General features: G+C 68.6%; 17 protein-coding genes and 1 other RNA gene. 10 read left to right on the top strand and 8 right to left on the bottom strand.

Features of this window, described 5'->3' with window-relative positions:
• Positions 1-29: 29 nt before the first annotated feature.
• The 6 genes from DES45_RS18505 to DES45_RS18480 all read right to left on the bottom strand — a co-directional run bounded on the left by DES45_RS18505 (position 30) and on the right by DES45_RS18480 (position 3,124).
• Entirely contained in the window at positions 30-851 is an 822-nt protein-coding gene (locus DES45_RS18505) for a TIGR00282 family metallophosphoesterase (protein ID WP_114771510.1), read from the bottom strand.
• Between the two features lie 18 nt (positions 852-869).
• Entirely contained in the window at positions 870-1,445 is a 576-nt protein-coding gene (locus tag DES45_RS18500; RefSeq protein ID WP_114771509.1) for a 5-formyltetrahydrofolate cyclo-ligase, read from the bottom strand.
• Positions 1,446-1,449: 4 nt separating this feature from the next.
• Positions 1,450-1,605: non-coding RNA, 6S RNA (gene ssrS, locus DES45_RS18495), on the bottom strand.
• 56 nt (positions 1,606-1,661) lie between these two features.
• The gene (locus DES45_RS18490; protein WP_114771508.1) at positions 1,662-2,444 is read right to left on the bottom strand and encodes a GNAT family N-acetyltransferase; all 783 of its coding nucleotides are present in this window, start codon (positions 2,442-2,444) and stop codon (positions 1,662-1,664) included.
• A 15-nt stretch (positions 2,445-2,459) separates the two neighbouring features.
• The gene (locus DES45_RS18485) at positions 2,460-2,828 is read right to left on the bottom strand and encodes a cell division protein ZapA (protein WP_114771507.1); all 369 of its coding nucleotides are present in this window, start codon (positions 2,826-2,828) and stop codon (positions 2,460-2,462) included.
• A 2-nt stretch (positions 2,829-2,830) separates the two neighbouring features.
• Positions 2,831-3,124: a DUF4164 domain-containing protein gene (locus DES45_RS18480; RefSeq protein WP_114771506.1), complete on the bottom strand. Its 294-nt coding sequence runs from the start codon at positions 3,122-3,124 to the stop codon at positions 2,831-2,833.
• A gap of 173 nt (positions 3,125-3,297) precedes the next feature.
• Here DES45_RS18480 and tkt point away from each other — a divergent pair, with 173 nt between their 5' ends.
• From tkt to DES45_RS18435, 9 genes are all read left to right on the top strand, one after another.
• Positions 3,298-5,301: a transketolase gene (gene tkt, locus DES45_RS18475; RefSeq protein ID WP_114771505.1), complete on the top strand. Its 2,004-nt coding sequence runs from the start codon at positions 3,298-3,300 to the stop codon at positions 5,299-5,301.
• Positions 5,302-5,346: 45 nt separating this feature from the next.
• Entirely contained in the window at positions 5,347-6,354 is a 1,008-nt protein-coding gene (gene gap / locus DES45_RS18470) for a type I glyceraldehyde-3-phosphate dehydrogenase (RefSeq protein WP_114771504.1), read from the top strand.
• A 12-nt stretch (positions 6,355-6,366) separates the two neighbouring features.
• Positions 6,367-7,557: a phosphoglycerate kinase gene (locus DES45_RS18465; RefSeq protein WP_114771503.1), complete on the top strand. Its 1,191-nt coding sequence runs from the start codon at positions 6,367-6,369 to the stop codon at positions 7,555-7,557.
• A gap of 52 nt (positions 7,558-7,609) precedes the next feature.
• Positions 7,610-8,698: a class II fructose-bisphosphate aldolase gene (gene fba / locus DES45_RS18460; protein ID WP_114771502.1), complete on the top strand. Its 1,089-nt coding sequence runs from the start codon at positions 7,610-7,612 to the stop codon at positions 8,696-8,698.
• Between the two features lie 106 nt (positions 8,699-8,804).
• On the top strand, positions 8,805-9,455 hold the full coding sequence (locus DES45_RS18455) for a thiamine phosphate synthase (protein ID WP_114771501.1): 651 nt from the start codon (positions 8,805-8,807) through the stop codon (positions 9,453-9,455).
• A complete protein-coding gene (locus tag DES45_RS18450; RefSeq protein ID WP_114771500.1) occupies positions 9,455-10,354 on the top strand; it encodes a tetratricopeptide repeat protein in 900 nt (299 codons plus the stop codon). The genes DES45_RS18455 and DES45_RS18450 overlap by 1 nt, the downstream gene beginning before the upstream one ends.
• 87 nt (positions 10,355-10,441) lie before the next feature.
• On the top strand, positions 10,442-11,236 hold the full coding sequence (locus DES45_RS18445) for an inositol monophosphatase family protein (protein WP_114771499.1): 795 nt from the start codon (positions 10,442-10,444) through the stop codon (positions 11,234-11,236).
• Positions 11,237-11,339: 103 nt separating this feature from the next.
• On the top strand, positions 11,340-12,305 hold the full coding sequence (locus DES45_RS18440; protein WP_114771498.1) for a MotA/TolQ/ExbB proton channel family protein: 966 nt from the start codon (positions 11,340-11,342) through the stop codon (positions 12,303-12,305).
• 5 nt (positions 12,306-12,310) lie between these two features.
• Positions 12,311-13,336, top strand: a complete 1,026-nt coding sequence (locus tag DES45_RS18435) for a peptidoglycan -binding protein (RefSeq protein ID WP_114771610.1) — start codon at positions 12,311-12,313, stop codon at positions 13,334-13,336.
• Positions 13,337-13,353: 17 nt separating this feature from the next.
• Here DES45_RS18435 and DES45_RS18430 read toward each other — a convergent pair whose 3' ends face one another.
• Both DES45_RS18430 and DES45_RS18425 read right to left on the bottom strand, forming a co-directional pair.
• Positions 13,354-13,536, bottom strand: a complete 183-nt coding sequence (locus DES45_RS18430; RefSeq protein WP_114771497.1) for a DUF3606 domain-containing protein — start codon at positions 13,534-13,536, stop codon at positions 13,354-13,356.
• Positions 13,537-13,622: 86 nt separating this feature from the next.
• Entirely contained in the window at positions 13,623-15,410 is a 1,788-nt protein-coding gene (locus DES45_RS18425; protein ID WP_114771496.1) for an ABC transporter transmembrane domain-containing protein, read from the bottom strand.
• Between the two features lie 274 nt (positions 15,411-15,684).
• On the opposite strand from DES45_RS18425, the gene rpmE reads away from it, so the two are divergent.
• Positions 15,685-15,921: a 50S ribosomal protein L31 gene (rpmE, locus tag DES45_RS18420; protein ID WP_114771609.1), complete on the top strand. Its 237-nt coding sequence runs from the start codon at positions 15,685-15,687 to the stop codon at positions 15,919-15,921.
• The last annotated feature ends 7 nt before the right edge of the window (positions 15,922-15,928 follow it).

Here is a 15,928-nt window from a genome sequence, read left to right as displayed (position 1 = left end):
CAAGGGAGAGAGGACGGGAGCGTGACGGCTTAGTCCCAGAAGCGGGGCCAGGATTCCTCGAGATGCGGCCCGAGCCGGAGCGCCGCCACCCGGACCGCGAGCCCCGTGCGGTCGTCGGTCTCGACCGCGATGCCGGACAGCGTCCCCTCCCCCATGGCGGGTTCCATGCGGGGCCCCGGCGTCTTCTGGAGGAAGCGGCGGATCGATTCCTCCTTCTGCATGCCGAGAACGGAATCGTAGTCGCCGCACATGCCCGCGTCGGACATGTAGGCGGTGCCGCCGGCGAGCACCCGGTGGTCGGCGGTCGGCACATGGGTGTGGGTGCCCACCACGAGGCTGGCGCGCCCGTCGAGGTGGTGCCCCATCGCCTCCTTCTCGGAGGTCGCCTCCGCATGGACGTCGACGATGACCGCATCGGCCACTTGGCCCATGGGGCAGGCCTCGATCTCGCGATCGACCGCCGCGAAGGGATCGTCGAGGGCGTCCATGTAGAGCCGGCCCATGACGTTGATGACGAGCACGCGCCGGCCGGATTGGGTGTCGATGAGATTCGCGCCCCGGCCGGGCGTCCCGGGCGGATAGTTGACCGGACGCAGGAGCCGCTGCTGGCGCTCAATGAACACCAGGGTCTCGCGCTGGTCCCAGGAGTGGTTGCCGAGCGTCACCGCGTCGGCGCCCGCGTTCAGCAGGTCGTCGCAGATCCCTTCCGTGATCCCGAAACCCCCGGCCGAGTTCTCGCCGTTGATCACCACGCAATCGAGGCCCCAGCGCTCGCGCAAGGATGGCAACCGGTCGACCACCACGTTGCGGCCGGCCCGACCGACCACGTCGCCGAGGAAGAGAAGACGCATGGGAACTCCTTGAAGGGCTCAGGTCCGGATGAGTTCGGATTCCGTGATGATGACATCGAGCAGGCGGTCGTGCGGTTCCACGGGAACCTGCTCGATCTCCTGAACCGCATAAGCGAGGCCGATGGTCAAGACCGGATGCTGGGCTTCGAGGGCCGCGATGGCCCGGTCGAAATGGCCCTTGCCGTAGCCGATGCGCCCGCCGCGCCGGTCGAAGGCGACCAGCGGCACGAGGAGGGCCACCGGGAACACCTCGGGGGCGTCCGGCCCCGGTTCGCGTACGCCGAAGCCGCCCTTCACGAGCACGTCGCCGGGCTGCCAGAGGCGCCAGCTCAGGTGGGGATGGAGGATCTGGGAGAGCGCCACGTCCTGCCCGCGGTCGAGCAGCGCCTCCATGAGCGGGCGCGGATCGACCTCGCTGCGGATCGGCCAATAGCCGCCCACGGGCGTCGCGTCCTTAAGGTCCGGAAGGGCCAAGGCCTTCCCGGCGATGGACCGTGCGGCACCTTCCCGGAAGTCGGGATCAAGGCCGTCGCGGCGGGCGAAACCCTCGCTGCGCAGCCGGTCCTTGAGTTCGGGAGGGGACAGGGAAGACATGAAGTGCGGAGCCACAAAAGCCGTCGGAGAAGCGATCCCGGGAACCTACAAAGTAGGTGGGCGCCGTATGTCCCGGTCCAGGGACCGGGTCAGGGACAGCTCCCTTCAGGATCGATAAGGCCCCGGGGAAATGAACTCCTGACGCGCCCCGCAGCCCCGCCTTTCCTATGTAGGGACGATGCGGGTCCGGGGGAAGAGGGAAACGGAGACGCCGGCCTAAATTTCACTGGGGCCCGACCGGCGCCTGTAATGGTACCGGTAGGCTTCGCTAGCGAAGCCCAGGCCTTGGTAAAGGCCCACCGCCGGCCTGTTGGCGGCCACCACCGGCACGCAGGCTCCCGTGGCCCCGCACCGGTCCACCGCCCAGGCGAGGATCGCCGAGATCGTCCGCTGCGCCAGCCCCCGGCGCTGGAACGCGGGGTCGGTCGCCACCGAGTTCACACAGACGATGCCGTCGTGAACCGCCCCGAACGCCACGGAGGCGATGTGCCCCTCCTCGCAAACCGATGCGAACACCGCCGGCACAGCGAGCGCGTCGAGGATCCGGCGATGGACCTCGCGCGCCGCCCTTCCCTGGTCCTGCAGCCGGCCGAGCGTTTCAAGCCACTCCTCCGTAGGCGCTCCTTCGGCGAGGTCGACCTGATCCAGGCAGCGGGTCTTTGCCGGGGAAAGATCCTGATACAGGACGCACGTTTCGTCCTCCGGTGGATCGTAGCCCCGCCGATCGAGGACCGCGCCGATCGAGGACGGAGCCATAGAGGTCAGGCAGAAGACGGCCGGCAGCCCGTGCGCCTCGTAGATCCGTTCGCAGGCCGCCACCTTCTCGCCCGCGTGCCTGCTTCCCGGGGACAGCACATGCACGGAGTTCGCGCGACGCGTGTATCCTTCAGCCAGCCGAAGAACCCAGCCGTCGAGAACGATCGTGCGCAGGGCGGGCCAGCCGTTGAGGCAGGCTTCCTCCACGATTCTGATCGTGGGAGTGGTCAGTCGTGTCGCCATGTTTCCTGCGCCAGCCTACCCCTGAACCGGCGCGTTGAGGCTGCGCGCCAGACGCTCGATCCGCTCTGCCACGTTCTGCACGCTTTCGGCGAACCGGGCCTCCGCCGCCTGGATGCGGTGGTCGCCTGCGGAATAGAACCGGCGCATCTCGTCCATCTCGCGCTCCAGGGAGGCGATGCGCCGCCTTGCCTCGTGAAGCTCGTCCGCGAGGGTCAGGGCGGCCATCACGTGCAGGCGCATGTCGCCGATCTCGCCGGCCGCACTCCGCATCTCCTCGATCCTGGCGTCGAAAGCGGCGGCCAGGCTTTCGAGATGCGCCTCCTCCCCTTCGGCGCAGGCCATGCGGTAGGTCTTTCCGGCAATGGTGACCGTCACCTGGGACATGCTCAGCCCTCCTCCGCCTGGATCGCGCCGGCCTGGGCCAGGACCGACTGGACCGCACCGATCGCCTCGCGCACCCGCCGGCTGACGTCGTCGGTGGCGGCCTCGAACCGGTGCAGGCGCGTGACCGCGCCGTCGAGTTCCACGGCGAGCCGGGACCGGTCGTCCTGCATGAGCTGCAGCTCGGTCTCCAGGTCGCCGCGACGGCGGTCGGCCTCGAGGCGGCGGGAGACGGAGGCCTCCAGCAGCCCGAGGGCCTTCTCAAGCCGTTTCATCGCATCGTCGAGGTTGGGGCTCATCGCATCATCCGGGATTCGGCCAAGACACTAGGCGTACGGCCCCGCAGCGGCAACGGTCCTTCGGGATTTAACCGGTTGCGGCCTTTGACTCGCCCCTCCCCCGTGTTAAGGAGCCCTCGCTTTTTGGATGGGCTCGGCCCCGGAGGCCGCCCGCAAGACCTGTGGAACACGCCGTGCAAGATACCGTCCCCGCCGATCGCGTCACCCATTCCGATCTGGCGAACGCCGTGCGCGTCCTCGCCATGGACGCAGTGGAGCAAGCGAAATCCGGCCATCCGGGCCTCCCCATGGGCGCCGCCGACATGGCGACGGTGCTCTTCACGAAGTTCCTGAAATACGACGCCGCCGATCCGGCCTGGCCCGACCGCGACCGCTTCGTGCTCTCCGCCGGCCACGGCTCGATGCTGCTCTACGCCCTCCTCCACCTCACGGGCGTGAAGGGCATGACCGTCGAGGAGCTCAAGCGCTTCCGCCAGCTCGACTCCAAGACCCCGGGCCACCCCGAGAACTTCATGACCCCCGGCGTCGAGACGACGACCGGCCCGCTGGGCCAGGGCATCGCGACCGCCGTCGGCATGGCCCTCGCCGAGCGGATGCTCAACGCCGAATACGGCGACGACCTCGTCGACCACCGCACCTACGTGATCGCCTCGGACGGCGACCTCATGGAGGGCATCAGCCAGGAGGCGATCGCGCTTGCGGGCCACCTGAAGCTCAGCCGCCTCATCGTGCTCTTCGACGACAACGGCATCTCCATCGACGGCCCCCTGTCCCTCTCGGACTCCGTCGACCAGGTGAAGCGCTTCGAGGCCGCCGGCTGGCGCGCGGTGCGCGTCGACGGCCACGACCCGCAGGCCATCGGCCGCGCCCTCTCGCGGGCCCAGAAGTCGGACCGCCCGACCATGATCGCCTGCCGCACCACCATCGGCTACGGCGCCCCGAAGAAGGCCGGCACCTCCAAGGCCCACGGCGAGCCCCTCGGAGCCGAGGAGCTGGCCGGCGCCAAGGCCGCCTACGGCTGGAGCTCCGCTCCGTTCGAGCTGCCCGAGACCATCCGCGACGCCTGGGCCAAGGCCGGCAAGAAGGGCCGCCGCCAGCGCAAGGCCTGGGCCGACCGCCTGAAGGCGCTGCCCGAGGACAAGCGCGCCGAGTTCGAGCGCCGCGTCAACGGCGTGCGCCCGCAGGGCCTCTCCGCCGCGGTGGCCAAGCTGAAGGATCGGCTGATCGCCGAGCCGCAGACCGTCGCCACCCGCAAGGCGAGCGAGATCGCCCTCGAGGTGCTGACCGAGGCGGTGCCGGAGCTGGTGCTGGGCTCGGCGGACCTGACGCCGTCGAACAACACCAAGACCAAGAACCTGACCGCCATCTCGCCCGGCTCCTATGCGGGCCGCTACATCCATTACGGCATCCGCGAGCACGGCATGGCGGCGGCCATGAACGGCATGGCGCTGCACGGCGGCCTCGTGCCGGCCGGCGCCACCTTCCTGGTCTTCGCCGACTACGCCCGTCCGGCCATGCGCATCGCTGCGCTCTCCGGCATCCCGGTCGTCTACGTGATGACCCACGACTCGATCGGCCTCGGCGAGGACGGCCCGACCCACCAGCCGGTGGAGCACCTGGCGTCCCTGCGCGCCATGCCGAAGATGCACGTGTTCCGCCCGGCCGACGCGGTCGAGACCGCCGAGTGCTGGCAGCTGGCGCTCGAGCGCACCGACGGCCCAAGCCTGCTGGCGCTCACCCGCCAGAACCTGCCGCAGGTCCGCAAGGAAGCTTCGGCCGAGAACCTCTCGGCCACCGGCGCCTACGAGATCTCGCCTGCCGAAGGAAAGGCCCGCGCCACGATCTTCGCGTCGGGCTCCGAGGTCGAGATCGCGCTGGCGGCCCAGAAGCTCCTGAGTGAACAAAGCTTCGCCGTTCGCGTTGTCTCGGTGCCCTCGCTCGACCTCTTCCTGGCCCAGCCCGAGAAAGTCCGCGCCCGCATCATCGGCGATGCGCCGGTCAAGGTCGCGGTCGAGGCCGCCGTGCGCTTCGGCTGGGACTCGGTCATCGGCTCCGACGGAATCTTCGTCGGCATGCATGGGTTCGGCGCGAGCGCGCCCTACAAGGATCTCTACCGGCACTTCGGCATCACGGCCGAAGCAGTCGCCGAGAAGGTGTTGAGAACGCATAATCTCTGAGACTCGGGATATCCTGAGCCTCGCCGCACAAAGGGAGCACAGACTATGACGGTGAAGGTCGCGATCAACGGATTCGGTCGCATCGGGCGCAACATCCTCCGCGCCATCGTGGAGAGCGGCCGCAAGGACATCGAGGTGGTCGCCATCAACGACCTCGGCCCGGTCGAGACGAACGCCCACCTGCTGCGCTTCGACTCCGTCCATGGCCGCTTCCCGGCCGACGTCGCGGTCGAGGGCGAGTTCCTCGTCATCAACGGCCAGAAGATCCGCGTCACGGCGATCAAGGATCCGGCGACGCTCCCCCACAAGGAACTCGGCGTCGACATCGCGCTGGAATGCACCGGCATCTTCACCTCGAAGGAGAAGGCCTCGGCGCACCTTCAGGCGGGCGCCAAGCGCGTGATCGTGTCGGCCCCCGCGGACGGCGCCGACCTGACGGTCGTGTACGGCGTCAACCACGACAAGCTGACGAAGGACCACGTGGTCGTCTCGAACGCCTCCTGCACCACGAACTGCCTGGCCCCGGTCGCCAAGGTGCTTCACGATGCGGTCGGCATCGAGAAGGGCTTCATGACGACGATCCATTCCTACACGAACGATCAGCCCACCCTCGATCAGATGCACAAGGACCTGTACCGCGCCCGCGCGGCGGCCCTGAACATGATCCCGACCTCGACCGGCGCCGCCAAGGCGGTGGGCCTCGTCCTGCCGGAGCTCAACGGCAAGCTCGACGGCTCGTCGATCCGCGTGCCGACCCCGAACGTCTCCGTGGTCGACTTCAAGTTCGTGGCCAAGAAGGCCACCACGAAGGAGGAGATCAACGAGGCGATCAAGCGCGCGGCGAGCCAGGAGCTGAAGGGCATCCTTGGCGTCACCAACCAGCCCAACGTCTCGTCGGACTTCAACCACGACCCGCACTCCTCCGTGTTCCACCTCGACCAGACCAAGGTCATGGAAGGCAACTTCGTGCGCGTCCTGTCCTGGTACGACAACGAGTGGGGCTTCTCGAACCGCATGGCGGACACCGCCGTCGCCATGGCGAAGCTCATCTGACGGAGGCTTTGAATGACCGCCTTCCGCACGCTCGATCAGGCCGACGTCAAGGGTAAGCGCGTTCTCGTCCGGGTCGACCTCAACGTCCCGATGGAGAACGGCCGGGTGACGGATGCGACGCGCATCGAGCGCGTCTTGCCCACCATCCGGGAAATCGCCGACAAGGGCGGAAAGGTGATCCTTCTCGCGCATTTCGGCCGCCCGAAGGGCCGCGATCCCAAGGAGTCCCTGAAACCCGTCGCGGAGGCGGTCTCGACCCACCTCGGCAAGCCGGTCTTCTTCGCCGATGACTGCATCGGCGAAGCCGCCGCGCAGGCCGTGAACGGCCTCAAGGACGGCGATGTCCTCCTTCTCGAGAACACCCGCTTCCATGCGGGCGAGGAGAAGAACGACAAGGCCTTCGTGGCCGAGCTGGCGAAGCTCGGCGACCTCTACGTCAACGACGCCTTCTCGGCGGCGCACCGGGCGCATGCCTCGACCGAGGGCCTCGCCCGCGTGCTGCCGTCCTATGCGGGCCGCACCATGCAGGCGGAGCTGGAGGCCCTGACGAAGGGCCTCGAGGCGCCCAAGCGCCCGGTCGTCGCCATCGTGGGCGGCGCCAAGGTGTCGACGAAGATCGACCTCCTGGAAAACCTTGTGAAGAAGGTCGACGCCCTCGTGATCGGCGGCGGCATGGCCAACACCTTCGTGCACGCCATGGGCCTGGGCATCGGCAAGTCGCTGGCCGAGAAGGACCTCGCCGCAACGGCTCTGCGCATCATCGAGCAGGCGCGGGAATCCAACTGCGCCATCATCCTGCCCGTCGACGGCGTCTGCGCCTACGAGTTCAAGGCGGGCGCCCAGAACCACACCTACGGCATCGACGCGATCCCCGAGGACCAGATGATCCTCGACGTGGGCTCGCAGTCGGTGGAGCGCGTCTCGGCCGCCATCAACGACGCCGCGACGCTGGTCTGGAACGGCCCGCTCGGCGCCTTCGAGATTCCGCCCTTCGACCAGGGCACGGTCGCGGCGGCCCGCCACGCGGCGCAGCGCACCAAGGAGGGCAAGCTCGTGTCCGTCGCCGGCGGCGGCGACACGGTGGCGGCGCTCAACCATGCTGGCGTGGCGGAAAGCTTCACCTATGTATCAACGGCGGGCGGCGCCTTCCTCGAATGGCTTGAGGGCAAGTCGCTGCCGGGCGTCGAGGCCCTGAAGGCTTAAGCTGCGGTTCAGCTTCGGCAGAGTTAAAGAGCAAGAACACACGGAGGATATCATGGCACGCATCACCATGAGGCAGCTTCTGGACCACGCCGCCGAGCAAGGCTATGGCGTGCCTGCCTTCAACATCAACAACATGGAGCAGGCGCTCGCCATCATGGCGGCCGCCAACGAGGTCGACGCTCCGGTGATCATCCAGGCGAGCCGCGGCGCGCGCTCCTACGCTAACGACGTCATGCTCAAGCACATGATGGACGCGGTCACCGAGATCTACCCGCACATCCCGGTCTGCGTGCACCTCGACCACGGCAACGAGCCCGCCACCTGCATGACGGCGATCCAGGCCGGCTTCACCTCGGTCATGATGGACGGATCGCTGAAAGCGGACGGCAAGACCCCGGGCGACTGGGACTACAATGTCGGCGTCACCCGGAAGGTGGTCGAGATGGCCCATCTCGGCGGCATCTCGGTGGAGGGCGAGCTCGGCGTGCTCGGCTCCCTCGAGAGCGGCATGGGCGAGGCCGAGGACGGCCACGGTGCCGAGGGCAAGCTCTCGCACGACCAGCTCCTGACCAATCCGGACGAGGCCGTGAAGTTCGTGGCCGAGACGAAGGTCGACGCGCTCGCCATCGCCATGGGCACTTCGCACGGCGCCTACAAGTTCACCCGCAAGCCCGACGGCGCGATCCTCGCCATGCACGTCATCGAGGAAATCCACCGCAAGCTGCCGAACACGCACCTCGTGATGCACGGCTCCTCGTCGGTGCCGCAGGACCTGCAGGACATCATCAACCAGTACGGCGGCCAGATGAAGCCGACCTGGGGCGTGCCGGTGGAGGAGATCCAGCGCGGCATCAAGAACGGCGTGCGCAAGATCAACATCGACACGGACAACCGCATGGCCATGACCGGCCAGATCCGCAAGGTGCTGACCGAGAACCCGGGCGAGTTCGATCCGCGCAAGTACCTGAAGCCCGCCATGGAGGCGATGACGAAGCTCTGCAAGCAGCGCCTGCAGGAGTTCAACACCGCCGGCCAGGCCTCCAAGATCAAGCGCGTCTTCACGCTGGCCGAGATGGCCAAGCGCTACGCCTCCGGCGAGCTCGACCCGACCTTCGGCACGACGAAGCAGGCGGCGGAATAAGCAACCGGGCTTTCGCCTCAATCGATCGACACAAACGGGGCCTCGCAAGATGGCCCCGTTTTCGTTATGGCGTAGCTGTCCGACAACCTCTCACCACCTGTGGACCATGGCCGAGCCTGCTGCCCGTCTCTATCTCGTCACCCCCGTTCTGGAGGATGCCTCCTTCGCGCCCCGGCTTGCGGAAGCCTGCGCGGGCGGGACCGTCGCCGCCGTGCTGGTGCGGCTCGCCGCCGCCGACGAGCGCTCCCTCATCAACCAGGTGAAGGCTTTAGGCCCCTCCGTCCAGGACCATGGGGCCGCCCTCATCGTGGCCGTCGAGGGCGAGGCGGACATTGCCACCATCGCGGCCCGGGGCGGGGCCGACGGCGTCCATGTCCAGGGCGACTCGGCCCGCGTGCGCGAGCTGCGCGAGCGCCTGAAGGACGGGCGGGCCGTCGGAGCCGGCGGCATCCGCACCAAGGACGATGCCATGACCCTGGGCGAGGCCGGGGTCGACTACCTGCTCTTCGGCGAGCCGCGGCCGGACGGATCCCTTCAGGCCCTGGACAGCGTCGTCGAGCGCGCCGGATGGTGGGCCGAGATCTTCGAGACGCCCTGCGTCGCGTTCGCGCCGGACCTCGACGCGATTCCGGCCCTCGTGGCCACGAAGGCCGAGTTCATCGCCCTCTCGGATGCGGTCTGGTCCCACGAGGGCGGCCCGGCCAAGGGCGTCGCGGAAGCGGTCGCGCGAATCGGCACCGTGGAGGATGTCGGCTGATGCGGCTCGCCTCCCTTCTCGGGGCGAGCGCCGTCCTGGCCCTCGCGACCCTGGCTCATGCCGCGGAGCCGGACCTCGCCTACGGGGCCTATCAGCGCGGCCTTTACCAGACCGCCTTCCGGGAGGCGACGATGCGCCTCGACAAGAATCGGAACGACGCCGCCGCCATGACCCTGCTCGGCGAGCTCTACAACCAGGGCCTCGGACTCGCGACCGATCCGCGCAAGGCCGCGGACTGGTACCGGCTCGCGGCCGAGAGGGGCGACGCCAATGCCATGGCGTCCCTCGGCCTGATGGCCCTCGACGGGCGCGGCATGGAGAAGAACCAGGCCCAAGCCCGGACATGGCTCGAGCAGGCGGCCGCCAAGGGCAATCCGGTCGCAAGCTACAATCTCGCCCTGCTGCTGATCTCGAGCGCCACGGAGCCCGATCTCCAGCGCGCCGTGCAGCTGCTGCGCCGCGCCGCCGACCACGAGATCCCGGACGCCCAGCATGCGCTCGGCGTGCTCTACCTGAAGGGGCGTGGCGTGGAGCGCGACGCCACCGAGGCCGCAAGCCTGTTCAAGCGCGCGGCCGACAACGGCAGCTCGGTCGGCGAGGTCGAGTACGCGATCCTGCTGTTCAACGGCGAGGGCGTCCAGGTGAGCGAGTCCCAGGCGGCCCGCTACTTCCGCCGCGCCGCCGCCAAGGGCAACGCCATCGCCCAGAACCGCCTGGCGCGCCTCCTCGCCTCCGGGCGCGGCGTGCCGCAGAACAAGGTCGATGCCGCGGCCTGGCACATCCTGGCGGCCGCCCAGGGCCTGACCGACCCCTGGCTCGACAGCGCCCTCAAGGACCTGAGCAAGGACGACCGCACCCGTGCCGAACGCCTGGCGGCGGAACGTCTGGGGATGCGGTAGGTTCGAGAGTTGCTTGACGTTCGCCACCTCCCGTGGTCCACCCGACCGCATTCCGATTGAGACGCTTACCGCTTAGGACACCACCGCATGATCCGCTCGCCCCTCATGACCGTCATGACCGATGCCGTGATGAAGGCCTCGCGCTCCCTGAAGCGCGACTTCGGCGAGGTCGAGAACCTGCAGGTCTCCCGCAAGGGGCCCGGCGACTTCGTGTCTGCGGCCGACCGCAAGGCCGAGCAGATCCTGCGCGAGGCGCTGGAGAAGGCCCGTCCCGGCTACAGCTTCGTCATGGAGGAGAGCGGCGTCGTCCACGGGACCGATCCGAACCACCGCTGGCACATCGACCCGCTCGACGGCACCACGAACTTCCTGCACGGCCTGCCGCATTTCGCGATCTCGGTCGGCCTTGAGCGCGACGGCCAGATCGTCGCCGGCGTGATCTACGATCCCGCCAAGGACGAGCTCTTCATCGCCGAGCGCGGCAAGGGTGCCTTCCTCAACAACCGCCGCATCCGCGTGGCCGCCCGCAACGACATGGCCGATGCGGTCGTGGCCTGCGGCCTTCCGCATATCGGCAAGGGCGACCACGGCCTGTTCCTGCGCGAGACGGCCGCCGTCATGGGCCATGTGGGCGGCATGCGCCGCTGGGGCGCCGCCGCCCTCGACCTCGCCTACGTGGCCTGCGGCCGCCTCGACGGCTACTGGGAGCGCGGGCTCAATTCCTGGGACATCGCGGCCGGCATCCTGATGATCCGCGAGGCCGGCGGCTTCATCTCCGACGCGGACGGCGGCAGCGATCCGCTCACCAAGAAGACGGTCGCCTGCGGCAACGAGATCATCCACCGCGAGCTCGTCGCGCTGCTGAAGAAGGCCAAGGGCTGAATTTTCTGTTCGCCGAGGGCACGGGACCCGAGGCCGCGCTTGATCCCACGATCCGGCGCGGTCACAGTAGGTCGGTCTCGAAGCACGAGCGAGCAGGATAACGATGGCCGATCAACCGCTTACCCCGCCGCGGATCTATCTCATCCGAATGGCGGTCTTCCTGGTCCTGGCGGGATTCGTCGCCTTCATCCTCTATCGGCAGATCTGGGCCGCCTTCCTGGCCAATCCCGGCCTCAACGCCCTGATCCTGGGCGTCATGGCCATCGGCATCGTGCTGGCGATCCGGCAGGTCTGGCGCCTGTTTCCCGAGGTCCGCTGGGTCAACACCATCCGGCAGACCGAAGAGGGCCTCGTGGCCCCCACCTCCCCGGTGCGGCTCGCCCCTATGGCGGCCCTCATCAGCAACCGGTCGAACCGCTCGCTCCTGTCCGTCACGGCGATGCGCTCCGTCCTCGATTCGATCGGCGCCCGCCTCGACGAGAGCCGGGAGATCGTGCGCTATCTCGCAGGCCTCCTGGTGTTCCTGGGCCTACTCGGCACCTTCTGGGGCCTGATCGAGACCGTGGGCTCGGTCGGACGGATCATCGGCTCCCTCAGGACCGGGCAGGACGCGGCCGTGCTCTTCGACGAGCTGAAGACCTCGCTCGCGGCTCCGCTCCAGGGCATGGGCCTGTCCTTCTCGGCCTCCCTCTTCGGCCTCGCGGGCTCGCTGGTGCTCGGCTTCCTCGACCTCCAGGCCGGCCAGGCCCAGAGCCGGTTCTACACCGAGCTCGAAGACTGGCTCGCCACCTCGACCATGGATACCGGCGCCGAAGTCTCGTCCGTCCGGTCCACCACCTCGAACGACCTCGCCACCGCGCTCAACCGGCTAACGGCGGCCGTCAACGACGGCGCCGGCGGCCGGGCTTCGACCCAGGCCATGGCCAATCTGGCCGAGGGGGTGCAGGGGCTCGTCCAGCACATGCGGGCGGAGCAGCAGCTGATCCGCGACTGGGTGGAGGCGCAGGCCGCCCGGGAGAAGGAGCTCAAGCAGGTCCTCGACCGTCTCTCCCGTGAAAGGCTGCCCTGATGCCGATGTCGAGCACGGGAGGCCGCGGCAGGCGCGGCCGGCAGGGCCAGCTCAATTACTGGCCGGGATTCGTCGATGCCCTGTCGACCCTGCTGCTCGCCATCGTGTTCCTGATCTCGGTCTTCATGGTCGGGCAGTTCTTCCTGTCCCGCGAATTGTCGAGCCGCGACACGGTGCTCGACCGGCTGAACCGCCAGATCTCGGAGCTGACGGACCTCCTCTCCCTGGAACGCTCCAGCCGGCGATCCGTCCAGGACAACCTGAACGCCCTGCAGACGACTCTCCAGGCTGCAGAGGCCGATCGGGCGCGGCTTCAGGCGCTCGTCGACAGCGGTGGCGCCGCCCAGGAGCGGGCGAACGAGCTGAACACGGCCCTCGACGCCCAACGCCAGACCGCGACCCGGGCCATGAGCCAGGTCGAGATCCTCAACCAGCAGATCGCCGCCATGCGCCAGCAGCTCGCGGCCCTGGAGGAGGCGCTCGCCGCCTCGGAGACCCGCGACAAGGAAAGCCAGGCCCGGATCGCCGATCTCGGCAGCCGCCTCAACATCGCACTCGCCCAGCGCGTCCAGGAACTCGCCCGCTACCGCTCCGACTTCTTCGGCCGCCTGCGGCAGATCCTCGGCAACCGGCAGGACGTGCGCATCGTCGGCGACCGCTTCGTGTTCCAGTCGGAGGTGCTCTTCCCGGCCGGCCAGGCGGTCCTGCGCCCGGAAGCCTCCGGCGAGATCGACCGGATCGCCAGCGCCCTCATCGAGGTGGAGAAAGAGGTCCCGCCGGACATTCCGTGGGTGGTCCGCGTCGACGGGCATACAGACGCCCGGCCGATCGCCACCTCCCAGTTCCCGTCGAACTGGGCCCTGTCCTCGGCGCGCGCCATCGCGGTGGTGCAGGCCCTCATCGCCCGCGGCGTCCAGCCGCGCCATCTGGTGGCCGCCGGCTTCGGCGAGTTCCAGCCCCTCGACCCCGGCACGAGCGAGGAGGCCTATGCCCGTAACCGGCGCATCGAGCTCAAGCTGACGGAGCGGTGAGGATCGGGCGCCGACGATCAGGCGCTCTTGCCGAGCGCCCTGGCGACGTCGCTCACCTGGAGGCCCACCCGTTTCACGGTGTCCAGCAGGTGCTGGCGCGGGATCTGCCAGCGGTCCGTCCAGTAGCGGAGCTCCCAATCCTCGTGGATGTTGATGCGGGAGGAATCCTGAGGGTGCCTTCTGCTCAGGGTGCCGACCATGATCGCTCTCCCGGGGAAGCGACGGCGAGATGCCGCCCCATCCTTCAACCCGGGACGCCGCCCATCGGTTCACGCGCGGGCGCGAGCTATTCCGCCGCCTGCGCGCGCTCGTCGTCGATGAACTGGAGGCGGGCGAGCCGGGCGTAGAGGCCCTCCCTGGCGATCAATGCCTCATGGGCCCCCTCCTCCACGATCCGTCCGTGCTCCATCACGAGAATGCGGTCGGCCGACCGGACCGTGGCGAGGCGGTGGGCGATGACCAGGGTCGTGCGCCCTTCCATCAGGCGCTCGAGCGCGACCTGGACCTTGCGCTCGCTCTCCGCGTCGAGGGCCGAGGTCGCCTCGTCGAGGAGGAGGATGGGGGCGTCCTTCAGGATCGCCCGCGCGATGGCGAGGCGCTGCCGCTGCCCGCCCGAGAGGGTCACGCCGCGCTCTCCCACGACCGTGCCGTAGCCTTCGGGCAGCGCCTGGATGAAGCCGTCGGCGGCGGCGAGCGCGGCGGACCGGCGCACATCCTCCTCGGTGGCGTCGGGCCGTCCGTAGCGGATGTTGTCCAGGACGCTGGCGGCGAAGATCGTCGGCTCCTGCGGCACGAGGGCCATGCGATGGCGCAGCACGTAGGGGTCGGCGTCCTGGATGGGCACGTTGTCGACCAGGATCGTCCCGCTCTGAGGATCGTAGAAGCGCAGCAGCAATTGCAGGACCGTGCTCTTGCCGGCGCCGGACGGCCCGACCAGCGCCACCCGCTCGCCCGGCGCGACCGTGAAGCTGAGGCCGTGGAGCGTCGACTGGCTCGCCCTTGTCGGGTAGGCGAAGGTCACGTCCTGGAAGGCGACCGTTCCCAGGGGCGGCTGCGGCAGGGGCTTCGGGTTCCTCGGGGCCTCGATGGCGGGCTTCGCGGCCAGGATCTCCCCGAGGCGCTCCGCCGCGCCGGCCGCCTGGGCGAGCTCGCCGTAGACCTCGGAGAGCTGGCCGAGGGAAGAGGCGGCGAAGACCGCGTAGAGGACGAACTGCGACAGCCGGCCGGCGGTCATCTCGCCGGCCAGAACGTCCTGCGCCCCGTACCACAGCACGGCCACGACGCTCGACGAGACCAGGAAGATGCCCGTGCCGGTCAGCAGCGCCCGCATGGTGGTGGACAGGCGCGCAGCCCCGAACGCCTCCTCGGCCGCCGCCGCGAAGCTCGAGGCGGTGCGGCTCTCCATGCCGAAGGCCTGCATGGTCCTGACGGCTCCGATCGCCTCCGCCGCATAGGCCGAGGCGTCGGCGAGCCGGTCCTGGGCGGCGCGGGAGCGGCGGCGCACGGCCCGGCCGGAGATGACCAGCGGCAGGACGATCACCGGGATGGCCACGAGCACGAGGGCCGAGAGCTTCGGGCTCGTGACGATCATGAGGGCCACGGCCCCGAAGAACAGGAACAGGTTGCGCAGCGCGATGGAGACGCTGACCCCGAAGGCCGCCTTGACCTGGGTGGTGTCGGCGGTCAGGCGCGACACGATCTCGCCGCTCTTGGTCTGGTCGAAGAAGGCCGGATCGAGGGAGGTCAGGTGCCGGAAGACGGCGGCGCGCAGGTCCGCCACCACCCGCTCGCCGAGGGTGATGACCAGGTAGTAGCGAAGCGCGCTGGCCACGGCCAGAACGGCGACCACCAGGAGCAGGACCGCGAAATAGGCGTTGATGTAGGCCCTGCCCTGCTCCGAGAAACCGAAATCGATGACCCGCCGAACCGCGATGGGCACCACGAGGGTCGCGCCGGAAGCCAGCATGAGCGCCGCGATGGCGGCCGCGATGCGCCCCTTATAGGCGAGACCGTAGGGAATCAGCGGCCTGAGCGAGCTCAGGGCGGCTTTCGGGCGGTTGGATTGTTCGGCCATCAGCTTTCGTTACGACAATTCGGGACCCTAGGGACTTAGAGCATCGTGCGGAAAAGTGGATCCGGTTTTCCGCTCGGACGATGCTCTCATCCAGTGAGAAAGCATCGGATCGATCCCGAAAGTGCAGATCCACTTTCGGGTCCGATGCTTTAGCATCTTTCCCGCGGCTTGTTTCAAGGTTCTAAGTGAGGTATAGGCGCGCAATCATTTCACGACAGGCTCGATCTCAGGCTGCGGTAAGCCGGACTGGCTGGCCGCAAGAAGGACTATGGCAATGGCGCGCAAAGAAACCGACCACCCCGACTACCACTTCATCAAGGTCGTAATGACCAACGGCACCGAGTACACCACCCGCTCGACCTACGGCAAAGAGGGCGACACGCTCAACCTCGACATCGACCCGAACACCCATCCGGCCTGGACCGGCGGTACGCAGCAGCTGCTCGACCGCGGCGGCCGTCTGTCGCGCTTCAACTCGAAGTTCGGCAACCTCTCCTTCGGCAAGAAGTAAGCTGTTC

This window comes from Microvirga subterranea, from assembly GCF_003350535.1.
GTDB lineage: Bacteria > Pseudomonadota > Alphaproteobacteria > Rhizobiales > Beijerinckiaceae > Microvirga > Microvirga subterranea.
Note: the sequence above shows the minus strand (reverse complement) of the source record. Positions and strands in the feature narration are given on the sequence as shown.